Source organism: Colwellia sp. SU-HH01172 (genome assembly GCF_057553355.1).
Map to the genome: position 1 here is coordinate 717,851 of NZ_BAAJMB010000001.1, position 22,539 is coordinate 740,389.

21 protein-coding genes are annotated in these 22,539 nt (G+C 38.9%); 13 read left to right on the forward strand and 8 right to left on the reverse strand.

The features are described from left to right. Positions 1–39: 39 nt before the first annotated feature. The 7 genes from AC27JP_RS03230 to AC27JP_RS03260 all read left to right on the forward strand — a co-directional run bounded on the left by AC27JP_RS03230 (position 40) and on the right by AC27JP_RS03260 (position 9,099). Positions 40–1,218 (forward strand): phosphoglycerate kinase, encoded by a 1,179-nt coding sequence (locus tag AC27JP_RS03230; protein WP_487112005.1) that lies wholly within the window; start codon positions 40–42, stop codon positions 1,216–1,218. A gap of 416 nt (positions 1,219–1,634) precedes the next feature. Beyond that, positions 1,635–2,699 (forward strand): class II fructose-bisphosphate aldolase, encoded by a 1,065-nt coding sequence (fba, locus tag AC27JP_RS03235; protein ID WP_487112007.1) that lies wholly within the window; start codon positions 1,635–1,637, stop codon positions 2,697–2,699. A 168-nt stretch (positions 2,700–2,867) separates the two neighbouring features. Then, a complete protein-coding gene (locus AC27JP_RS03240; RefSeq protein ID WP_487112009.1) occupies positions 2,868–3,698 on the forward strand; it encodes a mechanosensitive ion channel domain-containing protein in 831 nt (276 codons plus the stop codon). Continuing rightward, a complete protein-coding gene (locus AC27JP_RS03245; protein ID WP_487112011.1) occupies positions 3,688–4,467 on the forward strand; it encodes a DUF481 domain-containing protein in 780 nt (259 codons plus the stop codon). The genes AC27JP_RS03240 and AC27JP_RS03245 overlap by 11 nt, the downstream gene beginning before the upstream one ends. Positions 4,468–4,930: 463 nt before the next feature. Next, the gene (locus AC27JP_RS03250; RefSeq protein ID WP_487112013.1) at positions 4,931–7,066 is read left to right on the forward strand and encodes a TonB-dependent siderophore receptor; all 2,136 of its coding nucleotides are present in this window, start codon (positions 4,931–4,933) and stop codon (positions 7,064–7,066) included. 7 nt (positions 7,067–7,073) lie between these two features. Next, complete coding sequence (locus AC27JP_RS03255; RefSeq protein ID WP_487112015.1) at positions 7,074–7,643, forward strand: hypothetical protein; 570 nt, start codon at positions 7,074–7,076, stop codon at positions 7,641–7,643. 13 nt (positions 7,644–7,656) lie between these two features. After that, entirely contained in the window at positions 7,657–9,099 is a 1,443-nt protein-coding gene (locus AC27JP_RS03260; RefSeq protein WP_487112017.1) for a PepSY-associated TM helix domain-containing protein, read from the forward strand. A gap of 122 nt (positions 9,100–9,221) precedes the next feature. Here the strand turns inward: AC27JP_RS03260 and AC27JP_RS03265 are convergent, their stop codons facing one another. Continuing rightward, positions 9,222–10,817 (reverse strand): isocitrate lyase, encoded by a 1,596-nt coding sequence (locus AC27JP_RS03265; protein ID WP_487112019.1) that lies wholly within the window; start codon positions 10,815–10,817, stop codon positions 9,222–9,224. A 341-nt stretch (positions 10,818–11,158) separates the two neighbouring features. Between AC27JP_RS03265 and AC27JP_RS03270 the strand changes: the two genes are divergently transcribed. From AC27JP_RS03270 to AC27JP_RS03290, 5 genes are all read left to right on the forward strand, one after another. Continuing rightward, a complete protein-coding gene (locus AC27JP_RS03270) occupies positions 11,159–12,094 on the forward strand; it encodes a LysR family transcriptional regulator (protein WP_487112021.1) in 936 nt (311 codons plus the stop codon). Positions 12,095–12,118: 24 nt separating this feature from the next. Then, on the forward strand, positions 12,119–12,487 hold the full coding sequence (locus AC27JP_RS03275; RefSeq protein WP_487112023.1) for a CidA/LrgA family protein: 369 nt from the start codon (positions 12,119–12,121) through the stop codon (positions 12,485–12,487). 11 nt (positions 12,488–12,498) lie between these two features. Next, complete coding sequence (locus tag AC27JP_RS03280; protein ID WP_487112025.1) at positions 12,499–13,212, forward strand: LrgB family protein; 714 nt, start codon at positions 12,499–12,501, stop codon at positions 13,210–13,212. Between the two features lie 389 nt (positions 13,213–13,601). Continuing rightward, positions 13,602–15,782 carry a malate synthase G gene (locus AC27JP_RS03285; protein WP_487112027.1) on the forward strand — a complete coding sequence of 727 codons (2,181 nt, stop codon included), beginning with the start codon at positions 13,602–13,604 and terminating at the stop codon, positions 15,780–15,782. Positions 15,783–16,172: 390 nt separating this feature from the next. Next, positions 16,173–16,670, forward strand: a complete 498-nt coding sequence (locus AC27JP_RS03290) for a hypothetical protein (protein ID WP_487112029.1) — start codon at positions 16,173–16,175, stop codon at positions 16,668–16,670. A gap of 126 nt (positions 16,671–16,796) precedes the next feature. Here AC27JP_RS03290 and AC27JP_RS03295 read toward each other — a convergent pair whose 3' ends face one another. From AC27JP_RS03295 to AC27JP_RS03305, 3 genes are read right to left on the reverse strand one after another with little or no spacing between them, the layout of a single operon-like run. Next, positions 16,797–17,741: a hypothetical protein gene (locus tag AC27JP_RS03295; RefSeq protein WP_487112031.1), complete on the reverse strand. Its 945-nt coding sequence runs from the start codon at positions 17,739–17,741 to the stop codon at positions 16,797–16,799. Between the two features lie 3 nt (positions 17,742–17,744). Then, positions 17,745–18,449 carry a hypothetical protein gene (locus tag AC27JP_RS03300; RefSeq protein ID WP_487112033.1) on the reverse strand — a complete coding sequence of 235 codons (705 nt, stop codon included), beginning with the start codon at positions 18,447–18,449 and terminating at the stop codon, positions 17,745–17,747. Further along, positions 18,439–18,990, reverse strand: a complete 552-nt coding sequence (locus AC27JP_RS03305) for an RNA polymerase sigma factor (protein WP_487112035.1) — start codon at positions 18,988–18,990, stop codon at positions 18,439–18,441. Before AC27JP_RS03305 ends, AC27JP_RS03300 begins: the two co-directional genes overlap by 11 nt. Positions 18,991–19,403: 413 nt before the next feature. Here AC27JP_RS03305 and AC27JP_RS03310 point away from each other — a divergent pair, with 413 nt between their 5' ends. After that, positions 19,404–19,685, forward strand: a complete 282-nt coding sequence (locus tag AC27JP_RS03310; RefSeq protein WP_487112037.1) for a peptidylprolyl isomerase — start codon at positions 19,404–19,406, stop codon at positions 19,683–19,685. 107 nt (positions 19,686–19,792) lie between these two features. Here AC27JP_RS03310 and msrQ read toward each other — a convergent pair whose 3' ends face one another. The 4 genes from msrQ to AC27JP_RS03330 form a co-directional block, all read right to left on the reverse strand. Then, a complete protein-coding gene (gene msrQ / locus AC27JP_RS03315) occupies positions 19,793–20,434 on the reverse strand; it encodes a protein-methionine-sulfoxide reductase heme-binding subunit MsrQ (RefSeq protein WP_487112039.1) in 642 nt (213 codons plus the stop codon). Continuing rightward, on the reverse strand, positions 20,434–21,438 hold the full coding sequence (msrP, locus tag AC27JP_RS03320; protein WP_487112041.1) for a protein-methionine-sulfoxide reductase catalytic subunit MsrP: 1,005 nt from the start codon (positions 21,436–21,438) through the stop codon (positions 20,434–20,436). Before msrP ends, msrQ begins: the two co-directional genes overlap by 1 nt. A gap of 97 nt (positions 21,439–21,535) precedes the next feature. Further along, on the reverse strand, positions 21,536–21,898 hold the full coding sequence (locus tag AC27JP_RS03325) for a glutaredoxin family protein (protein WP_487112043.1): 363 nt from the start codon (positions 21,896–21,898) through the stop codon (positions 21,536–21,538). A gap of 52 nt (positions 21,899–21,950) precedes the next feature. Further along, positions 21,951–22,502, reverse strand: a complete 552-nt coding sequence (locus AC27JP_RS03330) for a DUF2058 domain-containing protein (RefSeq protein WP_487112045.1) — start codon at positions 22,500–22,502, stop codon at positions 21,951–21,953. Between the last annotated feature and the right edge of the window lie 37 nt (positions 22,503–22,539).

Below are 22,539 nucleotides of genomic sequence, written 5' to 3' on the forward strand. Positions count from 1 at the left end.
TTTACCTAACCGTTAAACTTTTACCCACAGGAACTCAGCATGTCTGTAATTAAAATGACCGATTTAGCACTAGAAAATCAACGTGTATTAATTCGTGAAGATTTAAATGTCCCCGTTAAAAATGGCAAGATCACCTCAGATGCTCGCTTAAGAGCAGCCCTACCAACACTGAAAATTGCATTAGAAGCTGGTGCGAAAGTGATGGTGATGTCGCATTTAGGCCGTCCAACTGAAGGCGAATACAATGAGGAATTTTCATTACAACCTGTAGCTGACTACTTAGCTGCGGCATTGAATGCGCCAGTTCGATTAGTTAAAGATTACCTTGACGGCGTTGAGGCTAAAGCCGGTGAGCTGGTTATCTTTGAAAACATCCGCTTTAACATTGGCGAAAAGAAGAATGATGATGCTTTATCGCAAAAGTTAGCGGCATTATGTGACATTTTCGTTATGGATGCATTTGGTACAGCACACAGAGCTCAAGCAAGTACTCATGGTGTCGCCAAATACGCGCCAACGGCATGTGCAGGACCTTTACTCGCTGGTGAACTAGCTGCCTTATCTAAAGCACTTGATAACCCTGCTCGTCCGTTAGTTGCCATTGTTGGTGGTTCGAAAGTTTCAACTAAACTAACCGTACTAGAATCTTTAGCTGGCATTGTTGATCAATTGGTTGTTGGCGGCGGCATTGCCAATACCTTTATCGCTGCAGAAGGTCATAATGTTGGTAAATCATTATTTGAGGCCGATCTAGTTGCTGAAGCAAAACGTTTAACTCAACAAGCAAAAGCTAATAATGGCTCGATCCCCGTGCCAAGTGATGTTGTTGTCGGACAAGAATTCTCTGAAACGGCAGTCGCCACCTTGAAAAATGTTAGCGATGTGGACGATGGCGATATGATTTTCGATATTGGCCCTGATAGCGCAAAAGCCTTAGCAGATATTATTGCCAATGCTGGTACTATTGTTTGGAACGGCCCAGTTGGCGTATTTGAATTTGATCAATTCGGCAAAGGTACTGAGATAATTGCCCAAGCGATTGCTGACAGCAGTGCCTTTTCGATTGCTGGTGGTGGCGATACCTTAGCCGCTGTCGATAAGTATAATATTGCTGATAAAGTTTCTTATATCTCAACAGGTGGTGGCGCTTTCCTAGAGTTTTTAGAAGGCAAAAAATTGCCAGCGGTAGAAATTTTAGAAGCTCGTGCAAATACATAACCGAATAGCGTATAAAGTCGCATAAATTCACCCGGCTTTATCTCAAGTTATTTACAAAACGCTGACTTAGCTTATTGCTTCGTCGGCGTTTTTTATTACTACCGAGACTCTAACGAAAATAAGCACAAATTAACGACAAAAATATTTCCGCCACCTGCTAGCAAATTCGTAGTAAAATTACATAAATATACAAACATAACAGCTAATTTTCGTTAACAAAAAGCTAAAATTTACGTAATTAAAAAACAAAACTTATAGCAATGTAAAATTTTATACTTTTCAGCAAGATTGATGATTTTTTTCTAGTGCATTTTTTTAAATCCTTCTGATATAATTACGGTACGAAAGTGTTAAGTTTCACAATGAAACTTCTTAAACCCCATTTTGTTACTATTTACAATCACAGGAGTTAGTTCATGGCTTTAGTTTCTATGCGCCAAATGTTAGATCATGCCGCCGAAAATGGTTACGGTATCCCTGCCTTTAACGTTAACAATTTAGAACAAGTTAGAGCTATCATGCTTGCCGCTAACGACACCAATAGCCCAGTAATTTTACAGGGTTCTGCCGGTGCAAGAGCCTATGCCGGTGCGCCATTTTTACGCCACTTAATTCTAGCTGCTATTGAAGAATTCCCACATATCCCTGTGGTTATGCACCAAGATCACGGTACCTCTCCGAGCGTTTGTCAGCGTTCTATCCAATTAGGTTTTTCATCGGTAATGATGGACGGCTCATTAATGGATGATGGAAAAACACCGTCTAGCTATGAATACAATGTTGATGTAACCCGTCGCACTGTTGATATGGCTCATGCTTGTGGTGTTTCTGTAGAGGGTGAATTAGGTTGTTTAGGTTCTTTAGAAACAGGTGAAGCTGGTGAAGAAGATGGTATTGGCGCTGAAGGTAAACTTACCATGGATCAAATGCTGACGGATCCTGAAGAAGCGGCTGACTTCGTGCAAAAAACCCAAGTCGATGCCCTAGCAATTGCTTGTGGTACTTCACACGGCGCTTATAAATTTACTCGTCCACCGACAGGCGACATTTTGGCCATTGATCGCATTAAAGCGATACATAACCGTATTCCTAATACACACCTAGTAATGCACGGTTCTTCTTCTGTACCGCAAGATTGGCTAGCCGTTATTAACGAGTTCGGTGGTAAAATCCCTGAAACTTATGGTGTGCCTGTCGAGCAAATTCAAGAAGGCATTAAAAATGGTGTTCGTAAAATTAATATCGACACCGATTTACGTTTAGCATCAACAGGTGCTGTGCGTCGTTTCTTGGCTGAAAACCCAAGTGAATTTGACCCTCGTAAATTCCTAAAGGCGTCAACGCAAGCAATGTACGATATTTGTAAAGCTCGCTATGAAGCTTTTGGTACCGTAGGCCATGCAGCCAATATCAAGCCAGTGTCGTTAGACAATATGTTTATGCAATATTCTTCTGGCAAGCTAGACGCATTGATCAAATAAACAATAAAAATAAGCAGCAAAGGCGGCCTATGGTCGCCTTTTTTATGTTGCTACCATAATTTTTTGACATAGTTGTTAATATAATTGCTTAATTTGTTAACAATTTAATGATATTTAATCATCACTTCATTATAATTTGCCCTTTATAAACATTGCTTGGGGTAAACAATGGAAACAATTCAAAACTGGTTTGTCGATAACCAACAAATGCTGTTAGATTTCGCAATTAATTTATTAGTTGCATTGGCCATTATCTTTATCGGTAAATTTGTTGCTAACATGATCCGCGGCGGCGTAATTAAAGTAATGCGCCACAAAGGAATGGATGACGCCATCATTTCTTTTATCAGTAGCTTACTTTACGGCATGCTGTTTTTTATCGTTATTGTTGTTGCTGTTTCACATTTAGGCTTTAACACTTCATCGCTTGTTGCCATTGTTGGTGCTGCCGGTTTAGCAATAGGTTTAGCCTTACAAGGTTCGTTATCTAATTTCGCTTCTGGTGTCTTACTTATCGTCTTCAAACCATTTAAATCAGGCGATTTCATCGAGGTATCAGGAGTTTCAGGTATTGTTGAAGAAATTCTAATATTTTCTACACAACTAAGAACCGGTGATAATAAAACCGTCATTATCCCTAACGGCTCTATAACTAGCGGTACTATTACAAATTATTCAACTAAACCAACAAGAAGAATAGATTTGGTTATTGGGGTGAGTTATGATGCCGACCTTGCAAAAACTAAAGCAACTTTACTTGATTTAGTCAGTGCAGATGAGCGTGTTTTAAAAGAGCAAGATGTCACCGTTGGTGTTTCAGAGCTTGCAGACAATAGCGTTAATTTCGTAGTACGACCTTGGGTAAAATCTGCTGATTACTGGCCAACTTACTTCGATTTATTACAAAAAATTAAAACTGAATTGGACAACGAAGGAATCGAAATCCCATTCCCACAATTATCTATTCATATGAATAAAGAGGAAAACAATGAGTCATAAGTTAATATCAGCCGCATTATGTTGTGTATCATTTGCAACTATCGCCGAAGAAGCAACAACACCCGAGGAGAAGTCTCCGTATACTGCTTCAGCTGAATTAGGTATGCTTTTTAAATCTGGTGATACCAAAAGTGGTGATATTAAAGCCGGTTTTGACTTAGGCTACGAAGAAGGCGCTTGGAAAAGCACAGGCCAATTTGACATGTTGGTGAAAAAAACAGAGACCACAGACGAAAATGGCGATGATCATTTTGAAACCAGCGATCAAAAATGGACTTTGGTTGGTCAAACTAACTACACCTTAGATTCAACAAGTCCAAACTATATCTACGCTAATGCTTCATACGAAGATAACCGTTTTAGTAGCTTTGAAAACCAAAGCTCAATCTCAGCAGGTTGGGGTCGTCGTTGGTTTGAAACTGAAAAAGCAACCTTAGATGCAGATATTGGTCCAGGTTTTAAACGTGATGTTTTACGCCAATCTGAGACTCAAGACGAAGAAACTAAAAATGCCTTTATCGTTCAAGCGCAAGCATTATATAAGCGCCAGATTAATGAGCATGTTGAGTTTAAGCAATTGTTGGTTGCTAAGTATTCACCAAAAAGCGGTGAAAATAGCACCTATAAAGCAGAAACTTCAATTACTACTAAGTTAATTGAAACGCTGCAACTTAAATTTAGTTTCATTGTTGATTACAACACCGAAGTTGAAGACGATAAAGAAAATACCAACACAGAAACAGCGATGACCTTAGTCTACAGCTTCTAAATGTAAATCTTAATTTTAGTCATATTATTTTAAAAGCCAGCTGCATTTGCTGGCTTTTTAATTTTCCAGCCCCTATAGCCTAATATCAATTAGCTAGCCACCGAGACAAAACATAACTATTTCAAAGCATTATCAACACTCAATCGACAGTAGTGGTATTTATATCTAGTTCAAGGCGTTTAAGTGTGCGCAATAACGAGTTATTGGCAGCCTCAACAACGTAGAAATAGACTTTAATAGTACTGCCGTAACATTTTACTTACCCCGGACTCAAGTTAACTAGAAGAGCCCATCTATCAGTAAAATGCTACTGCCATCTAATCGCTCTATTTATTGCATTTCTCTGAATTAATTAATTTTTTATACCTTTGGACAATAAATATCTTGCGCCCTCTAATAACACGATCAATAATACGAATCACTCTCATTTAGAATTAAATTGCACTTTTTAAAGGAACCTACAGTGTTTAACTTTTATCGTACCCCGCTGACTTTAGCCATTTTATCAACATGCTCGGCTTTTGCTGTCAATGCAGATGACGAGCTAGCCTTTGACAGCATTGAACGAATCGAAGTTTATGGCAAACTTAGCCATTACTCAGCAACAAAGTCTGATACCCCTATCATGGATGTTGCCCGTTCAGTCAGCATTGAAGACCTTTCACAAATAATTGATAAAGGTGCATTAACCCTCGACGACACCTTCACATACTCTGCTGGTGTTGCCGGTCAAACCTATGGCTTTGCGACGCGGGGAGACTGGATTAAAGTTCGTGGCCTAAATGTTCCACAATATCAAGATAGCTTGCAGTCGCTATTTGGCAATTACAATAATACTCGCCCTGACATTTTTACCTTAGAACAAGTCGAAATACTAAAAGGTCCTGCTTCAGTGCTATATGGGAAAGGGTCACCTGGCGGCCTTGTTAATGTGGTCAGTAAAACACCAAAAGCAGAGTCTGCTCACCAAGTTATTATTGAAGCAGGAAACTTTAACCGCAAAGAAATTGCTATTGATTCAACTGGAACTATCGGCAGCAATGAAAGCTGGCTGTACCGTTTAGTTTCGGTCGTTCGAGACAGTGATACGCAAGTTAACCATGTTGAAGATAAAAGTAAAGTCTTCGCACCATCAATTACTTGGCTAGCAAGTGATGAAACAGAAGTCACAATGCTCATAAATTACACCGATACAGAAAGTGATACTGGTGCTCAATTCCTGCCATTACAAGGCACGTTATTGCCAGCACCAAACGGTAAAAAAATTACTAGCGATACATATTTAGGGCTACCGAGCTTCAATAAATATGATGCCGAAACGCTTGCTGTTACCTTAATGGCAAAACACGACATTAACGATTATTGGCAATTATCGGCGAACGCCCGTTATACCGATGCCAGTGCCGATTACCAACAAGCATGGACGAGTTTTTTAGGTGCTGGTAACCGCTACATTTATAACGCTGATGGCAGTTTATATAAGAACGGTACCGTACCAAGAACCTTCTACCGTAATGATGCCACATCAGAGCAAAAAGTGATTGATATGCGCCTGCTTGGTGAATTCTCGACAGGTAATATTGAACATAAAATACTCATAGGCACGCAATATCAAGACGTTACCACCGGCACAGCGGGATATTACGCTTTTGCGCCTGGTTTAGATTTTTCTACCGGCTTACCGGACAGTACCTTAGGTGATTCTTTGTGGGTTAATCTATTCGACCCTCAATATGTTGATATCGATGTCGATGCGCTTTTAGCGCCGTATTACACAGAAAACCCAGAAACAACCTCTACTGATATTGGCTTTTATGTTAGTGATCAGATAGATATCGATTTATGGTCAATTACCGTAGGCGCTCGTTATGATGATAGTAAAAGTAAAACCTCTGGCGAGAGCCAGTCAGACTCAGAAGTCAGCCTTAGCGCCGGTGTTATTTATAAATTTACAAATGGCATTTCTCCATACATAAACTACGCAGAGTCCTTTGAGCCTGTTATTGGTGATAATGGCCAAGGAAAACTACTTAAGCCGCAGCGTGGTGAGCAATTAGAGCTGGGCGTTAAGTATGTGCCGACCACATTTGACGGTTTCTTCACTTTAGCTTGGTTCGATATTGAACAAACAAATTTATCGGATCCTAACAGTAATCCACAAGAATTTGAGCAACAAAGTGGCAAAGCAAAAATTAACGGAATTGAATTTGAAAGCTTAAGCTCTTTTGGTAATTTTAGCTTAGAACTAAACGCGTCTAAGCTCGATACTGAAAGTGCCGACGGTTTTAAGCTTGACAGCGTTCCTGAAAAGCAAGCATCCGCTTGGTTAAGCTATAAACCTTCAGGAAAATTTAAAGGTTTTAAATCAGGCTTTGGTATGCGCTATTCAGGCGAAAGTTATGATGGCACAGATACCTACCGCACGCCTTCTTATACATTAACCGACTTAATGCTAGGTTATGAAGTAAATCAATGGGATTTCGCACTTAACATTCGTAATTTAACGGACAAAAACTATTTTGCAACTTGCTTAGGGCGCGGTGATTGCTTCCCGGGTGAAGAACGCACTATTGTCGGCCGCGTAAGTTACAACTTTTAGCCAGCAAATGACTAATTTATTGTCCCTTCCTTTTATTAGTGAACTTACCGCACTGCTGTTATGCAGTGCCGGTATTTTTTTGCTATGGCGAAACTGGCGCCAACCAACAACAAAAAAGCTCAAACTATTGGCTTCTTTGCTATTACTTATATCGTCCTGTGCCCTATGTATTTACGTATCTGGCACAGAGTTCGGCAGTATTTATTTTCTCTGCATGCTAACCATTCAAGCATGGCTGTTAATTTTTTTCACAAAAAAAGTAACACAAAAACAAATGTTACCCTTTCGAAATGCAGCCCCTAGTGCACCATGGAGCCGCAAGAAAAAAGTAAAACTACTCTATTACACCTTAGCACTATTTGTTTTATGCGGCTTAAGTGGTGTGCTACTTACCATGACACTAGCGCGACTGTTCATAGAATCATTAACTATGCAGTTGGCTTTTTCAGCATTGGCTTTTCCAATGTTTTGGGCGCTTGCCAGTATTTGGCTATCAACAACGGCCAAGCTTTTAAGAACGTCATTAGTTATGTCACTTGCCTGTGCAATCATGCTCGGAGGAATATTCACGCTGTAGTGGTGAATGGATTATGATGAAAAAATTAAATTTAAAAAAAGTCATAGTAAAAAAAATGTTTGATGCCCATTCAGCTATTGGCTTAGCTGCAGGGGCAATCATGTACCTTATCTGTCTAACGGGTAGCTTAGCAGTATTTTATCCAGAGTTTGAACGCTGGGAACAGCCAAATGTTGCGGAATATAATGAATTATCACCGAGTAGTATCAGTAAGGCATATCAGGAATATTTGACGCAAGTGTCCGTGCCAGAAAAATCGGTTTATGTGGTACTGCCGACGGCAGAAGTCCCTCGCGCACATTTATCTGATGGCGAACAAGAATGGTGGTTAAATCAAGACGGTACCTTAGGCGATAGCATTAAAAAGCCATGGACCGAAATGTTACAAGAGCTTCATATCCAACTGCATTTACCTAAAACTTTAGGTTTAGCCATTGTTAGCTTTTTTGGTATTTTATTAGCACACTTGATTATTTCAGGCGTACTTACCCATAGCAGAATATTTAAAGATGCTTTTACCTTAAACTGGGGCGGTACGGGCCAAAAACAACAGGTTGACTTGCACAATAGACTATCGGTTTGGGGCTTGCCATTTCACGCTATGATTGCAATAACAGGGGCTTTTTTTGGCTTAGTTTCAATTCTTGTATTGATAGCCGCAAGTGCTTTTTATGACAATGATCGTGAAGCATTAATCGCCGACATTTATGGCGAAGAACCTATTATTAGCAACGCGCCAGCACTTAACGTTGAGCAAAGTTTAACAAACATGGCAATTGTCGATAAACAGGCGACACCTATTTATCTTGTCGTGCAGAATATCGGCAGCGAGAAGCAATTTATCGAAATAGCCGCAACCATACCACAACGCTTAATTTACTCGGAAATATATCAGTTTCATGCCGACGGAAAGTATATTGGTCAACAAGGGATGGCAAATGGACCTATCGGGCGGCAAGCGGTTTATTCTGTCTACCGCTTGCACTTTGGTCATTTCGGGAACTTGGCCGTTAAAGTCATTTACCTTATCCTTGGCCTAGCGTTAACTTATATCAGTGTCTCTGGTATCAATATGTGGTTAAACAAACGCGGCAGAGTGGATAATATTAATTATCTTTGGGCGGGTTTTGTTTATGGCACGCCCTTTGCGCTTGCAAGTGCGTTAATGATAACGGTATGGTTTGATCTTTCTGCTCATTGGAGCTTCTGGCTGACATTAAGTGCTAGCCTTATTGCCTCTTGGTTGCGCAAAAGTGTTACTAAAATCCGCTATAGTTTAGTTATTGCTACAATTACCGTTTTACTCGCAACGTTAGCAGTTTATGGCTTAAGTTACGGCAAACTAATATTAATACCTGCAATAACCACCATTAACATCTGCATTCTGCTCTATGTTATTTTAATGGTAATACACAGTCGAAAGTTAAAACGTAATGATGTTAAGGCTTTAAATTAACAAACTTTTAAAGTTGCCAAATGACCAAATAAAAAAAACACTGTTAATACAGTGCTTTTTGCTTCGGTTGGGTTTAGTTATAAAGCTAATTCTCAAAACATTAGCTTTAAATAAACTTTTACTTAACCAAATTGGTTAGAGGTGTTCTTTGCACCGCCAGCTTTTAACGCATTTTCACCGGCAAAGTATTCTTTGTGATCATCACCAATATCAGAGCCAGACATGTTTTGATGTTTAACACAGGCAATTCCTTGACGAATTTCTTTACGTTGCACACCTTCAACATAACCCAGCATAGCTTTGTCACCAAAATACTCTTTCGCTAAGTTATCAACCGACAACGCTGTTGTATGGTAAGTCGGTAAGGTAATTAAATGATGGAAAATATTCGCTTCACGTGCTGCATCAGCTTGGAAGGTACGAACTCGCTCATCTGCTTTAGCTGATAGTTCAGAATCATCATAGTCTGCGTTCATTAAATCTTCACGAACATAAGCAGATACGTCTTCTCCAGCGTCAACCATGGCATCGTATGCCTGCTGACGGAAATTCAGCGTCCAGTTGAATGACGGGCTATTGTTATATACTAACTTAGCGTCAGGAATTTCTTTACGAACCTCATTCATCATCGCGGCAATATCGGCAACGTTTGGTGTTGCGGTTTCAATCCAAAGCAAATCAGCACCAGCTTTAATCGCTTCAATACTATCAAATACACAACGCTCAGGTCCTGTGCCTTCTCTAAACTGGTATAAGCCAGAAGGTAAACGCTTAGGACGAACAAGTTTACCATCACGATTTAGACATACATCGCCTTCACGCATTTCTGAAACATCAATTTCTTCAACATCAAGAAACGAGTTATATTGATCGCCTTGATCACCCGGCTCTTTAACGACAGCAATTTCTTTAGTAAGGCCTGCACCTTCAGAGTCAGTGCGCGATACAATAATACCGTTATCGATACCTAGCTCTAAAAATGCGTGGCGTAATGCTCTAATTTTCGCATGGAAGTCAGCATGAGGGACGGTAACTTTGCCATCTTGATGACCACATTGTTTTTCATCTGCTACTTGGTTTTCAATTTGAAGTGCACATGCACCCGCTTCAATCATCTGTTTTGCCATTAGGTAAGTCGCTTCGGCATTACCAAAACCAGCATCAATATCAGCAATAATTGGCACCACATGTGTTTGGTAGTTATCAATTTGAGACTGAAGGTCAGCTGCTGATGCCGTATCACCTGCTTCATTTGCTTTATCTAAAGCACGGAAAAGGCCACCTAATTCACGTGCATCGGCTTGGCGAAGGAAAGTGTATAACTCTTCAACGAGAGACGCTACGCTTGTTTTTTCATGCATTGATTGATCTGGAAGCGGACCAAACTCACTACGTAGTGCTGCAACCATCCAACCAGATAAGTATAAGTAACGACGTTTTGTTGAACCAAAATGCTTTTTAATTGAGATCAGTTTTTGTTGACCAACAAAACCATGCCAACAACCTAGAGACTGTGTATATTTTGTTTTGTCTTCATCAAACTCAGCCATGTCTGCACGCATAATATCAGCGGTATATTGCGCAATTTCTAAACCAGTTTTAAATTTATTTTGCACTCGCATACGGGCTACAGATTCTGGGTTGATGGCATCCCAAGAGTCGCCAGCTTTTGCTTTTATTGCTTGAACCGCTTCAATTGCACTTTGATAATTTGACATAACACTTTCTCCGTAAGTCGACACTGACCCTAGTTATATTTTGATAATGTAACGGCCCTTGTAAGCTGTCACATCGAACAACATAAATACTACTCCCCCCAACAAACATTTATAAAATATATATTGATTATCATCATCATTCACAAAATACATATTGGTGCAATAACTCTAAAGTAACAACTCGAATAATACTTAACATTCAATAACTAACAAAACAAAATCACCATCACATTAATTTTTAATAAATGAAATATATTTATTTTTTAGTTAATTTTACTTGATTATCACTATAAGCCATGACATATATCTAAATTATATTTTTGTTCTAGATTATTAATTTTATGAATATCTCAAAAATTGATTTAAACTTGCTAATTTATCTTGATGTCTTATTAAGAGAAAAAAATGTTACTCGTGCAGCAAGCCAGTTAAACATAACGCAACCGGCAATGAGTAATGGCTTAAAACGGTTACGTACCTTATTTAATGATCCAATATTAGTGCGCACATCTGATGGTATGGTGCCAACAGAAAGAGCAAGAGCGTTAGCCCCCGCTATACGAAAAATTCTATTAGAACTGGAAGAAGCATTGCAGGGCGAAGAAGAGTTCAATGAACAAAATAGCCAGCGGGTTTTTCGCATTATGGCCAGTGATTATGCCGCATCAACCCTACTGCCTAGATTGTTAAAGCGTATTAATCAAATTGCCCCCAATGTAACAATTGACATCATGACCCCCAGCGACGTGACATTTCACGATGTTGAAGCGGGTAAAATTGATATGGCCATCAACCGCTTTGATGAATTACCGCAATCATTTCATCAAAAAACAATTTGGCGTGACTCATTCTCTTGCCTACTAAGTGCAGATAACCCTGTGGTTTCAAAGTTTAACCTCAATACTTATTTATCAGCGAAACATGTTTGGGTGTCTAAAACCGGTTTTGGTGTCGGCGTTGGTATGGACCCTAAAGATGTTCAAAAGTTAGGTTGGGTTGATGAAGCGCTAGCGCGATTGGGGAAAAAACGCGATATCAAAGTTTTCACCCGTAACTACCACGTCGCCATGCAATTAGCCCTTGAAGATGAATTAATTGCTACCTTACCAACTCGGGCAGCGTTAATTCATAAATCTGATAGTAATTACACCATAGTTAAGCCACCTTTCGACATTCCTGATATTGAACTGAAAATGATCTGGAGTCCTTTATTACATCACGATGCTAGCCATATTTGGTTTCGACAGTTAGTCATAGAAGCAGCTAACCAAAGTTAGGTTTACTAAGGAGTTAACATAGGTGTGAGCATCAATAAAACTGAACTTATCAATGTGCTATATAGCATATTTGCCTTGACAACTTGTGTTGTTATCGGCCGGTTATTGGCCTATTTTGCTCCTATATTACCTGGTAGCTTATATGGATTAATTCTATTTACCCTGACACTTCATTTTCGCCTATTTGATGCTGATAAAATTAAAGCTAGTGTAGTATGGAGCATCAAGCATATGGGAGTATGTTTTGTTCCCGCGGGGGTTGGTATCATCAATCATCTTGAATTAATCAAACAACATGGTCTTGCCATCGTTGCCATTACCTTTACCACGACATTTATATTACTTACTGCCGTAGGAGTGCTTTATCAACGACATGAAGCATCTAACAAGTAACGGATAAGTTTATGATAGCAACGTTATACCAAGAGCCACTTTATGCAGCCTTAACGGTCTTTGCTACCATAAGCTTTTATCAGTTAATTGCGCTATTACAGCGTAAGTTAAATGCCATCTGGCTGCAGCCAATGCTCATTACCATTTTAACGGCCATTGCTGTTTTATCGTGGCAAAATATCAGTTTTGAAAATTACTTTGAAAACTCTTGGGCACTGAACGCTTTACTCGAACCTGCCGTTGTTGCCCTTGGCTTTCCCTTGTATCAGCATTTAGAAACCATCAAGCGGCAATGGAAAAGCATTGTTTTTGTGTTATTTATTGGCACATTAATCGCAATAATCAGTAGTTTTCTCATTACTATGCTATTCGTTGGTGATTACGCTATTGCGGTGGCACTGTCACATAAATCTGTCACGACCCCCATCGCTATCGCTATTGTTGAGCAGCTTAACGGTAATGTTGCCATTACCGCATTTGCTATCATTCTTGCTGGCTTTTTTGGCGCAATTGTTGGGCCACGCTGGTTAACCTTTATAAAAGTTACGTCACCAAAAGCACAAGGGTTAGCGATTGGAGCCGCCAGTCACGCTATTGGCACTTCAATTATGAGTAATATTAGTTATGAACATGCAGCATTTAGCTCATTAGCACTGATTGTCTCGGCGGTAATTACCGCTACCATTAGTCCATTTATCATTACGTTTTTAACAACTTTGCTATAGCCATCATGTTGCCTCAGCAAAATTTTCCGCTATAAATCTCAAGCAACAGCTTTTAACTTTATTTCCTTTGTCATTTCACTCGACAAACAAGTAACTATGCAGTTTTGAACTGCCAACAATAATTCACAATATGAATACCAAAAATAACAATAAACAATAACATGAATAAAGAGAATGAAATCATCTTGTATAATTAAACTTTATTCTTACTAAACAAACAATTAAGGAGAAATATTTTTTTAATAAAGCGATGTATTTAAAATTATCATGTCAAATCTATATTTGTTGCTATTGCATCAACCCGCCAATCTTCTAACATTGCAAATAATCGTGTTCAACTGGCGTTAAACACATGAAAACTTTCTTGACAACTTTCCAACAGGTGCCCTATGACGAAAAGAATTTCAATTGCCAATATGCAAGTTGCGCAAAACCTTTATGACTTTATAGAATCAAGTGTGTTGCCTGGCACTGATATCAATTCAGAAAAATTTTGGTTAGGTTTTTCAGAGCTTGTAAGTGATTTAAGTCCAAAGAACAACTCTTTATTAGTAAACCGCCAGAATTTACAAGAAAAGATTAATCAATACCATCTAACGCACCAAGGCGAAAGTTTTGAATTTTCTGATTATAAAAAATTTCTAAAGGAAATAGGTTACTTAGCACCTGAAGTGCCAGACTTTACCATTTCAACTAGCCAAGTGGATGATGAATTAGCAACAATGGCTGGCCCGCAACTTGTGGTGCCAGTAATGAACGCTCGTTTTGCGCTCAATGCAGTAAATGCACGTTGGGGCAGCTTATACGATGCTCTGTATGGCTCAGATGTTATTGACGAAGATAATGGGGCAGAAAGGTCGACTAGCTATAACCCCACCAGAGGAGCTAAGGTTGTTGCCTTTGCACGAGATTTTTTAGATCAAACCATACCGCTTAGCACTGGTTCACATAAAGACGCAGAAAAATACCAAATTGTTGACGATGCTCTGATTGTTACGTTACAGAGTGGTCAACAAGTTCACCTAAAAACCCCGGCTTTACTTAATGGCTTTAACGGAACAACTGAGTCACCGACTGAGCTTTTATTCAAACATCATGGACTACTGTTTGCGATTGAATTTAATGCTAATAGTGCAATTGCAAAAACCGATGCTGCGGGCATAAGCGACATTAGTATCGAATCTGCGTTAACCACCATTATGGATTGTGAAGATTCAGTCGCAGCTGTCGATGCGGATGACAAAGTTGTAGCTTATCAAAACTGGCTGGGACTTAATCAAGGCACGTTATCAGAAACATTTGAAAAAGCGGGAAATAGTGTTACTCGCAAAATGCAGCAAAATAAGCACTACCAAGCACTCAACGGCGAAATGTTTAATGTAAAAAGCAGAAGCTTGATGTTTGTTCGTAATGTTGGCCATTTAATGACAAACAACGCTATCATTACTCAAAAAGGCGATGAAATTCCTGAAGGTATTATGGATGCGGTGATCACTTCCTTGATCGCTCTGCACGATATACGTCCAATAGCAGCCTCGCCCATTCAGATTAAAAATAGTCAATCCGGCTCTATTTACATCGTGAAACCTAAAATGCATGGGCCGGAAGAAGTCGCCTTTGCCAATGAATTATTTGATCGTGTAGAAGATCTTTTATCATTATCGCGCAACACAATAAAAATGGGCATTATGGATGAAGAGCGTCGCACTAGCATTAACTTAAAAGCTTGTGTGTATGCGGCAAAAGAACGCGTGGTATTTATCAATACTGGCTTTTTAGACAGAACGGGTGATGAAATTCACACCTCAATGCTAGCTGGCCCTATGGCAAGAAAAGCCGATATTAAACTGACCAAATGGATTTCAGCCTACGAAGATAATAATGTGGACGTTGGCTTAGCCTGTGGCTTTAGTGGTAAAGCTCAAATCGGCAAAGGCATGTGGCCGGTTCCCGACCAAATGGCAAACATGCTGGCAACAAAAATTAACCATGTAGAAGCGGGGGCTAATACCGCTTGGGTGCCTTCACCCACCGCGGCAACATTACACGCTTTGCATTATCATAAAATTGATGTCTTTAGCTTACAGCAACAATTGAAAAACCGAACACCGGCTAGTGTCGATGATATTTTAACTATTCCTTTGGCAGAATATCCGCACTGGAGTGAAGATGAGATCACGGCAGAGCTGGATAACAATTCACAAGGTATTTTGGGTTATGTCGTGCGTTGGATTGATCAAGGTGTTGGCTGTTCAAAAGTACCTGATATCAACGATGTTGGCTTAATGGAAGATCGCGCGACATTGCGTATTTCCAGTCAACATATGGCAAATTGGTTGCAACACAAAATTTGTACTGCTGAACAGGTACTAACGAGCTTGAAAAAAATGGCGAAGGTAGTTGATCAACAAAACCAATCGGACCCTCATTATCAAGCAATGACAGACAATTTTAATGACAACATTGCCTTTCAAACAGCACTAGCTTTAGTATTTCAAGGTCATGAGCAGCCAAATGGTTATACTGAACCATTATTACATGCTAACCGCATACAATTTAAAGCTAACTAACCAGTACTGACAAGCCTGTTGCGGTATAAAGATCATTAATGAGCCATTTAATGATCTTTTCTATTGTTTGTAGTTCAGTAGTTAGTTAAATACCGTAATTAGATTGTAAAAATATATTTAAATTAAATGAAATTTATTTTCAAATAAGCAGTTCTCATGAAGATGCGCTGTTTATTTATTGACCACTACATTTATCTGTTCAATAGAGGTACCCGCAGCGCTTTAGGTGCAGATTATTTACTTTAGTTTGTTATTGGTCGGAAAAAATAGGCGCTTTATCTTGTTGTTGTCGCGCAAAAATAAATTCCAGTCTATATTGATTTGTAACATAATGGTACAATGATCATATCAAGGAAAGATCTAGGATAGATATTTGATGAGGAATGCAAAATGAACAGACCAGCTAAAATTAGTTTAGTTAGCTCTATTTTTGTTATCACTGGATTATGTGGTTCGCTATCGTATGCGACACCAGAGGTTGAAATTAAATCAGCGCAGCAAGTTACACTGATAAAAACTAGTAGCCACAGCATAGCAATGAATAGTAGCGCTAATAGCATTACCTATAGCTATGCTTATCCAAGTATTACCAGCGAAATATTTGCTGAAAACGAAAAGATTAGCATACCTTCATTTTCAAATATCTCGCGTCAACCTATGCAAGGCATTCAAGTTGCGGATTTCGCTCATATTGCACCTAATAAATTTCAAAAGAAAAATGCAATTTTTGAATTTGCCGCTAAATTCAATGATAAATTACAACAAATACTGTCTATCTTCGAGTTTTCTTCAGCTAGTACTGTAATTAACAAAGAAAGTGATAAAAGCCAGCAAAGAAAAGTGCATTTAACTAGTAATATTGGCAATTGCATTGCGAGTAAAAAATAATATAACTGTTGGTGAGTTTTTAATCGTTGACCGCTCGCTGACATAAAAAAGCCGCATACGCGGCTTTTTTAATATTGTGCTTTTATTGCTGATAGTTTCCATACAGCAAATCACTCACAGCACTAGTTAAAACTGATAAGCTTGGCCTTTTTTCATTAAACTGGAAGCATCAATTTTATCTGCTGAGCAATTAGCAATATCTTTTTTACTAAATACCAGAATACTATCTTTATATCGGCGTCCGGCCTTCTCACCAGCAGATTTAAAAATAACACTTACATGCTCATCTTTCGGTAATGCTCTTAAGCCGTTGCCATATAAGCACAAGGTTTCAGTAAAGCTAGCCGTTAGCTGTTGATAATAGCTAACCCGTTCCTTTGCCTTTTCTGCTTGTTTGGCTTTTTGCTCGGCAGCAACTTTACTACTTTGTTGTGCTAATTTTCGTTTATTAGTTCTTAATTTTTCTTCTTGTTCAGCAAGCTTACTAAGCTCTTCTTTCAGCTCTTTTTTACGTTCATCGCTAGCACGTGAAAGCTGATAATTTAAATCACGCTTTTCACGCTCTACATCCTTTAAGCTATAGGCTAAGTTACGTTGTTCTTCTCTTAATTCACGCATTTTTTCACGATTGTGTTCAAAAACTTCCATCACTCTTTCGTATCCAACAGCAGCTGATTCCAGTGCTTGGCTTACCGTTTCATTAATATTAATGTCGTAATTTTCTTCAAAATCATCATTTACTGTCGGTGATATTGGAGCAACTGGCATCTCAGGCATTTCAGGCATAGAGAAATTAAAATTGTAATTACCCCATTGGCGGTTGCTGGCTGCAGAGCTAATGGTAAAAACAACACCTTGACCACGTAAATAAGTACTTTGAATGCTGTTGATTTTTGAGCGTTGATTCGTCGATTTATCAGAAACGGATGATTTGATAATATCACTCATAATTGACAGCTGTTTATACATATCTTGATATTGTGCATTATTCTGTTCAGCTGCCCCCCCTGCACCTGTAACGAATAAACAAGGTAAAACCATTACCGATGAAAATTTACCTAATGTGTTCATGTTCTACTCCTCAGAAGTCCAATTGGCAGGTCTAGTTTTGTGCTCATTTTGATTCAGTCCAAAACCGTTAATATTTTCGCGTTGAGATGCGTTGTTGTACTTAATCGCTTGTTCAAGCTGTTGATATTTAATTTTTTGATCTAATAGTTCATCTTTTCGCTGGGCGTTAATATATTGTATGAAATCAGCAATATCTTCCTTACGCTCTTGTCGTGATGCACCGATAATATAACTTGCCAATTGTAAATTGCTGTCTTGTTGTTGCACTTTAATGTCTGCGGCATAATTTGCCAGAATGACTTGTTGCTCTTGAGCAAAACCTTTCAATTTTTCATCGACTAACTTGGCCATTTTTTTATCTTGTTGTTCAACACTAGTTCCTGAAAAACTAACCAATACACCGTCATCCTGCACCACTAACTCGACGTTAAATAGTACTAACGCCATAGCAAACAGTGAAAAAGCCATGGAGACTACCGGCAGACCTCGCCATTGCCAAAACGCTACTTTATCACTATGAAAACCACTAGTTCGATCCCATGATGGCACATCAACTTCAGACGACAATGCCACTTGATGCTCAATAAAGTGCGCGGTATCTTTGCGCTGTTGCCAAGTAGAGCTCTCTTCTACGGCATAATCATTCGACTTACCATCAAGCCAGTTAGCAAATTTCTCTTCTTGCTGTAACTCTTTATTATTTGACATGTTCTAGCTCCAAATGCCCCTTTAATTTATCTAGCGCACTGTACAAACGTGATTTTGCTGTATTCACTGAAATTCCGAGTTGTTGCGCTATATCATCAAAGGTGCAATGTTGAAAAAATTTCAATTCAACTACTAACTTCTGATTAATCGGCAATAGCTGCATGGCATGATTTAACATGTTTGCCTGCTGCCCATTAAATAACTGCGCTTCCGGACAGACATCGCTCGCGTGCTCCTCTTGCTCAGGCATCTCATCGAGTGATTGTGTCGGTTTCTTTCGACGATAAAACTCAATACAGCGATAATGAGCAATTTTAAACATCCATCCTTTGAACGGGCTATCACCGCGAAATGATGCAAGATTACGAAAAACCGCCATAAAAACGTCTTGCATCAAATCTAATGCATCATCAGGATTACTCACCATACGTAAGGTGTAGTTATACAAGTTTTTCTCATAACGTTTTACTAGTGTTACCCAGGCCGATTTCTTCCCCTTCAGCGCTTGTTTCACCAGCGTTTCATCACTTCGTTCAAACACGCAGTGTCCTTGTTTTTATTAAGTTAGCTCACTCTCTTATAAGTAAGGTAGTTACTCATTGAAAAATAGTTTGAAAATAATTAATTTTTTAACGTGGCAAATTAAACTTTTCATTCAACACCCAAATGACTGTGGTATTAATTAACCTGAGCCCGTGATAAGCAAAATGCTACAGCAGCGCTATTAAAGCCTATTTCTACCTTGTTCAAGTTGCCAATAACTCGTTACTAGACACACTTAAACGCCTTGAATAAGACATAAATACCACCACTGTCGATTGAGTGCTGATAGTGCTTTGAAATAGTTATGTTTTTCATTCTCATTATCCCAAGTTCAGGTTAACTATTTTATTTTCAATAATAAATACGGTACAGTCCAAAGACCGGAATAACAATAAGTAATAAGGAATTACAATGTTAAGAGCGTCAGCACGTCACATCTTGGTAGACACTGAAGAGCAATGTCTAACACTAAAACAAAAAATTGAAGCAGGGGAAGAATTTACCGTCATAGCTAAAGAACATTCGAGTTGCCCATCAAAAATGCAAGGTGGAGCATTAGGCTCTTTTGGTCGAGGTCAAATGGTAGAGGAATTTGATCAAGTGGTTTTTAGTGCAGAGCTAAATAAAGTACAAGGGCCAGTAAAAACCCAGTTTGGTTATCACTTAGTTGAAGTGACTGCTCGTAGCGAATAATAATTAGCTTTAATTGAAAGAAGAACACGACTTTCAATCAACGAGTATAGTCCCTGAAATACTTATTTCTTGATAATAAAAAGCGAAAGCTCAATGCTTGCGCTTTTTTAATATTTTGACTTAAACCAGCGTTTAAATTTGTCGCGCCGTAAACTTAATAAAAATACCGTGATGACAATATAAATTCCCGGCTCAATAATATCGGATTTTACCGACCAAAGAAAATGCAAGGCAATGAGTAAACTCGCGCCATAAACCCAGTTATGCAATCGTTGCCAACTTTTACCCATTTTCCGTTTCAATGCTGTGATAGAAGTAACTGCTAAAGAGCAAAGTATCAACAGCGCCATCATGCCAACGGTAATATAGGGTCTTTCAATAATCTCATCTAAGAATAGGGTAAAATCAAACTGTACTTCAAACGCCAGAAAGCTTAATAAATGCATCAGCGCATAGGTAAAACTATACAACCCCAACAAACGTCTGGTTTGCAATAGGTAACCTTGACGATATTTTCTTGCCAATGGCGTTAACAACAAAGAAATCAGCAATAAATTGAAAGCTCCAATGCCGGTAAAATGAATGACTTCTTTTACCGGATCGGCCCCCAATTGATCATCAAAAGCTAAAATATAAAGAGCCAGTAACGGTAAAAACGACAGTAAATGAATGGCAATTTTAAGTAATAGCACTCTATTGCTTAAAAATACCTGTTTAAAACTGATGTTGTTCACCGTTGTGGTACTCATTAATAATACTTCCTTAAATCCATGTTTTTATACATCTGAGCAACCTCTTCGCCATAGCCGTTAAATGGCAAAGTCGCAATTCGATTGCGCGCAAGCAGCCCTCCGGTAGTTAGTCGTCTTTCACTTGCTTGACTCCAGCGTGGGTGATCAACTTCAGGGTTAACATTGGCATAAAAACCATATTCTCGCGCCGCTAATATATTCCAGGTTGTTGGTGGTTGCTTCTCTACGAGCTTAATGCCAACAATTGATTTAATACTTTTAAAGCCGTACTTCCATGGCACAACTAAACGAATAGGGGCGCCATTTTGTGCTGGTAGTGTTTTACCGTATAGACCAACACTCATTAAAGTTAACGGATTCATGGCTTCATCAATACGTAGTCCTTCAACGTAAGGATATTTTATGCCTCCGCCGATACGGCGACTCTTTTGCCCTGGCATTTGCTCAGGATCATATAAGGTTTCAAAGGCGACATATTTTGCTCGAGAATTCGGCGCTGCTTTTTTAATGAGATCAGCTAAAGGAAAGCCGATCCAAGGGATCACCATTGACCAAGCTTCAACACAACGTAAGCGGTAAATACGCTCTTCAAGTGGAAAACTTTTGAATAGATCATCGTAGTCTAAGGTATACGGCTTATCCACTTCACCCGAGATTTTTAACTGCCAAGGGTCGACCTTAAATTCTTGCGCATTTTCAACCGGGTCCCCTTTACCGGTACCAAATTCATAAAAATTGTTATGGGAAGTAATTTTAGCTTCTGGGGTAAGTATTTCACTAGTTTTACTAGCTTGTTTAAATGTTAATGCTTGTTGTTGAAACACGACATCTTTTTTACTGCTAAAAAAATCTAACGGGCCGGCATTTGCTGATTGCGCCAATAAACTTCCAGCACCAAGGTAACCAAGCTGTTTTAAAACACTGCGACGGGAATGATAAAGACTTTCATCTGTAACTTGTTGTTCTGATAATTGGGAGCTTTTTTTTGTTCTAATTAACATCTTTACCTCTAATTGGCCTAAATACCTACCGATAAATAGACCTCATTAGAGCTAAAAAAATTCTTCATTAAGCATAAAAACTCAAGAAGAATCGCACTTACCGAGAAAACTTAGCTAAATAATTAATAATATCGCCCGATTCATACATCCAAGTAACCGACTGATCTTCATTAGTAATCTTAAGACAAGGCACGGTTCTTTTACCGCCTTCACGGATCAACTCATCACGATAAGCGGCTTGCTGATTAATATTGCGTAGTTCAATATTTAAGCCAAAGCGTTTCATTGCACGTCGTGTTTTTACACAAAATGGGCACGCTGGCAATTGATACAAACTTAAATGTGCCGTACTAGCGTCAACTTCTGTTTGTAGTTGTGCATCACGTTTAGGAGCACGCGGTGAAAAAATAAAATTTAACAACAAAATTAAACGGCCAATCGGCCAACGGATTAAAAACATAAAAAATTTTTCTCACTTGTTTATAAAATAAATAGCGTGGTGTAAAACGTTGTTACCACATTAAGTCATCAGGTATTTGAAACTCAGCGTAGGGATCATCTTCATCGCTGGTTTCAGCTTCCAGCTTAGTGTTCTGCACTAAAATAACTTGTTCATCTAAACTAGCAACTTTTTCAGCCGTTTCCGCAGTCACAATGTAGGTATGCTCACCGCTGCCACAAAGGGCTAACCGACCATTAACCAACGCTTTATGAGTAACCTCGTCAATGAAGAGTTTTTTAATTTTGTTATTAAAAGTATAGTTATATTCCGCTTCACCATTAACGTTAGTAATTTGATGGTGTTGTAAAATTTGGCTAATTCTCAACTGCTGCTCTTTCGCTGCTAATGCCGATTTCTTCTCATCATTTAACGCTATATCGCGGGCAAGTTTTTCTTGTTTTGCTAATTCTAATTCTTTTTTCACTTGTTCTTGTAAACTCGCGTCAACGGCTACGCCGCTGCGCTTTTGCTTATTTTTTTTTCGCTTGTCACTATTGGCTTGTCGAGCTTTTTGCTTCGTGGTTAAACCCGCCTTTAGCAATTGATCTTGTAATGAGGCCATCTATTTTCCTATGGTCTTAATATCGATAATGGCGCTA

Coding starts and splice junctions, on each gene's coding strand:
- fba (WP_487112007.1), top strand. CDS start 1,635: ATGGCTTTAGTTTCTATGCGCCAAATGTTAGATCATGCCGCCGAAAAT.
- AC27JP_RS03255 (WP_487112015.1), top strand. CDS start 7,074: ATGACTAATTTATTGTCCCTTCCTTTTATTAGTGAACTTACCGCACTG.
- AC27JP_RS03240 (WP_487112009.1), top strand. CDS start 2,868: ATGGAAACAATTCAAAACTGGTTTGTCGATAACCAACAAATGCTGTTA.
- AC27JP_RS03295 (WP_487112031.1), bottom strand. CDS start 17,741: ATGAACACATTAGGTAAATTTTCATCGGTAATGGTTTTACCTTGTTTA.
- AC27JP_RS03280 (WP_487112025.1), top strand. CDS start 12,499: ATGATAGCAACGTTATACCAAGAGCCACTTTATGCAGCCTTAACGGTC.
- msrP (WP_487112041.1), bottom strand. CDS start 21,438: ATGTTAATTAGAACAAAAAAAAGCTCCCAATTATCAGAACAACAAGTT.
- AC27JP_RS03290 (WP_487112029.1), top strand. CDS start 16,173: ATGAACAGACCAGCTAAAATTAGTTTAGTTAGCTCTATTTTTGTTATC.
- AC27JP_RS03300 (WP_487112033.1), bottom strand. CDS start 18,449: ATGTCAAATAATAAAGAGTTACAGCAAGAAGAGAAATTTGCTAACTGG.
- AC27JP_RS03285 (WP_487112027.1), top strand. CDS start 13,602: ATGACGAAAAGAATTTCAATTGCCAATATGCAAGTTGCGCAAAACCTT.
- AC27JP_RS03325 (WP_487112043.1), bottom strand. CDS start 21,898: ATGTTTTTAATCCGTTGGCCGATTGGCCGTTTAATTTTGTTGTTAAAT.
- AC27JP_RS03230 (WP_487112005.1), top strand. CDS start 40: ATGTCTGTAATTAAAATGACCGATTTAGCACTAGAAAATCAACGTGTA.
- AC27JP_RS03245 (WP_487112011.1), top strand. CDS start 3,688: ATGAGTCATAAGTTAATATCAGCCGCATTATGTTGTGTATCATTTGCA.
- AC27JP_RS03270 (WP_487112021.1), top strand. CDS start 11,159: ATGAATATCTCAAAAATTGATTTAAACTTGCTAATTTATCTTGATGTC.
- msrQ (WP_487112039.1), bottom strand. CDS start 20,434: ATGAGTACCACAACGGTGAACAACATCAGTTTTAAACAGGTATTTTTA.
- AC27JP_RS03330 (WP_487112045.1), bottom strand. CDS start 22,502: ATGGCCTCATTACAAGATCAATTGCTAAAGGCGGGTTTAACCACGAAG.
- AC27JP_RS03265 (WP_487112019.1), bottom strand. CDS start 10,817: ATGTCAAATTATCAAAGTGCAATTGAAGCGGTTCAAGCAATAAAAGCA.
- AC27JP_RS03310 (WP_487112037.1), top strand. CDS start 19,404: ATGTTAAGAGCGTCAGCACGTCACATCTTGGTAGACACTGAAGAGCAA.
- AC27JP_RS03260 (WP_487112017.1), top strand. CDS start 7,657: ATGATGAAAAAATTAAATTTAAAAAAAGTCATAGTAAAAAAAATGTTT.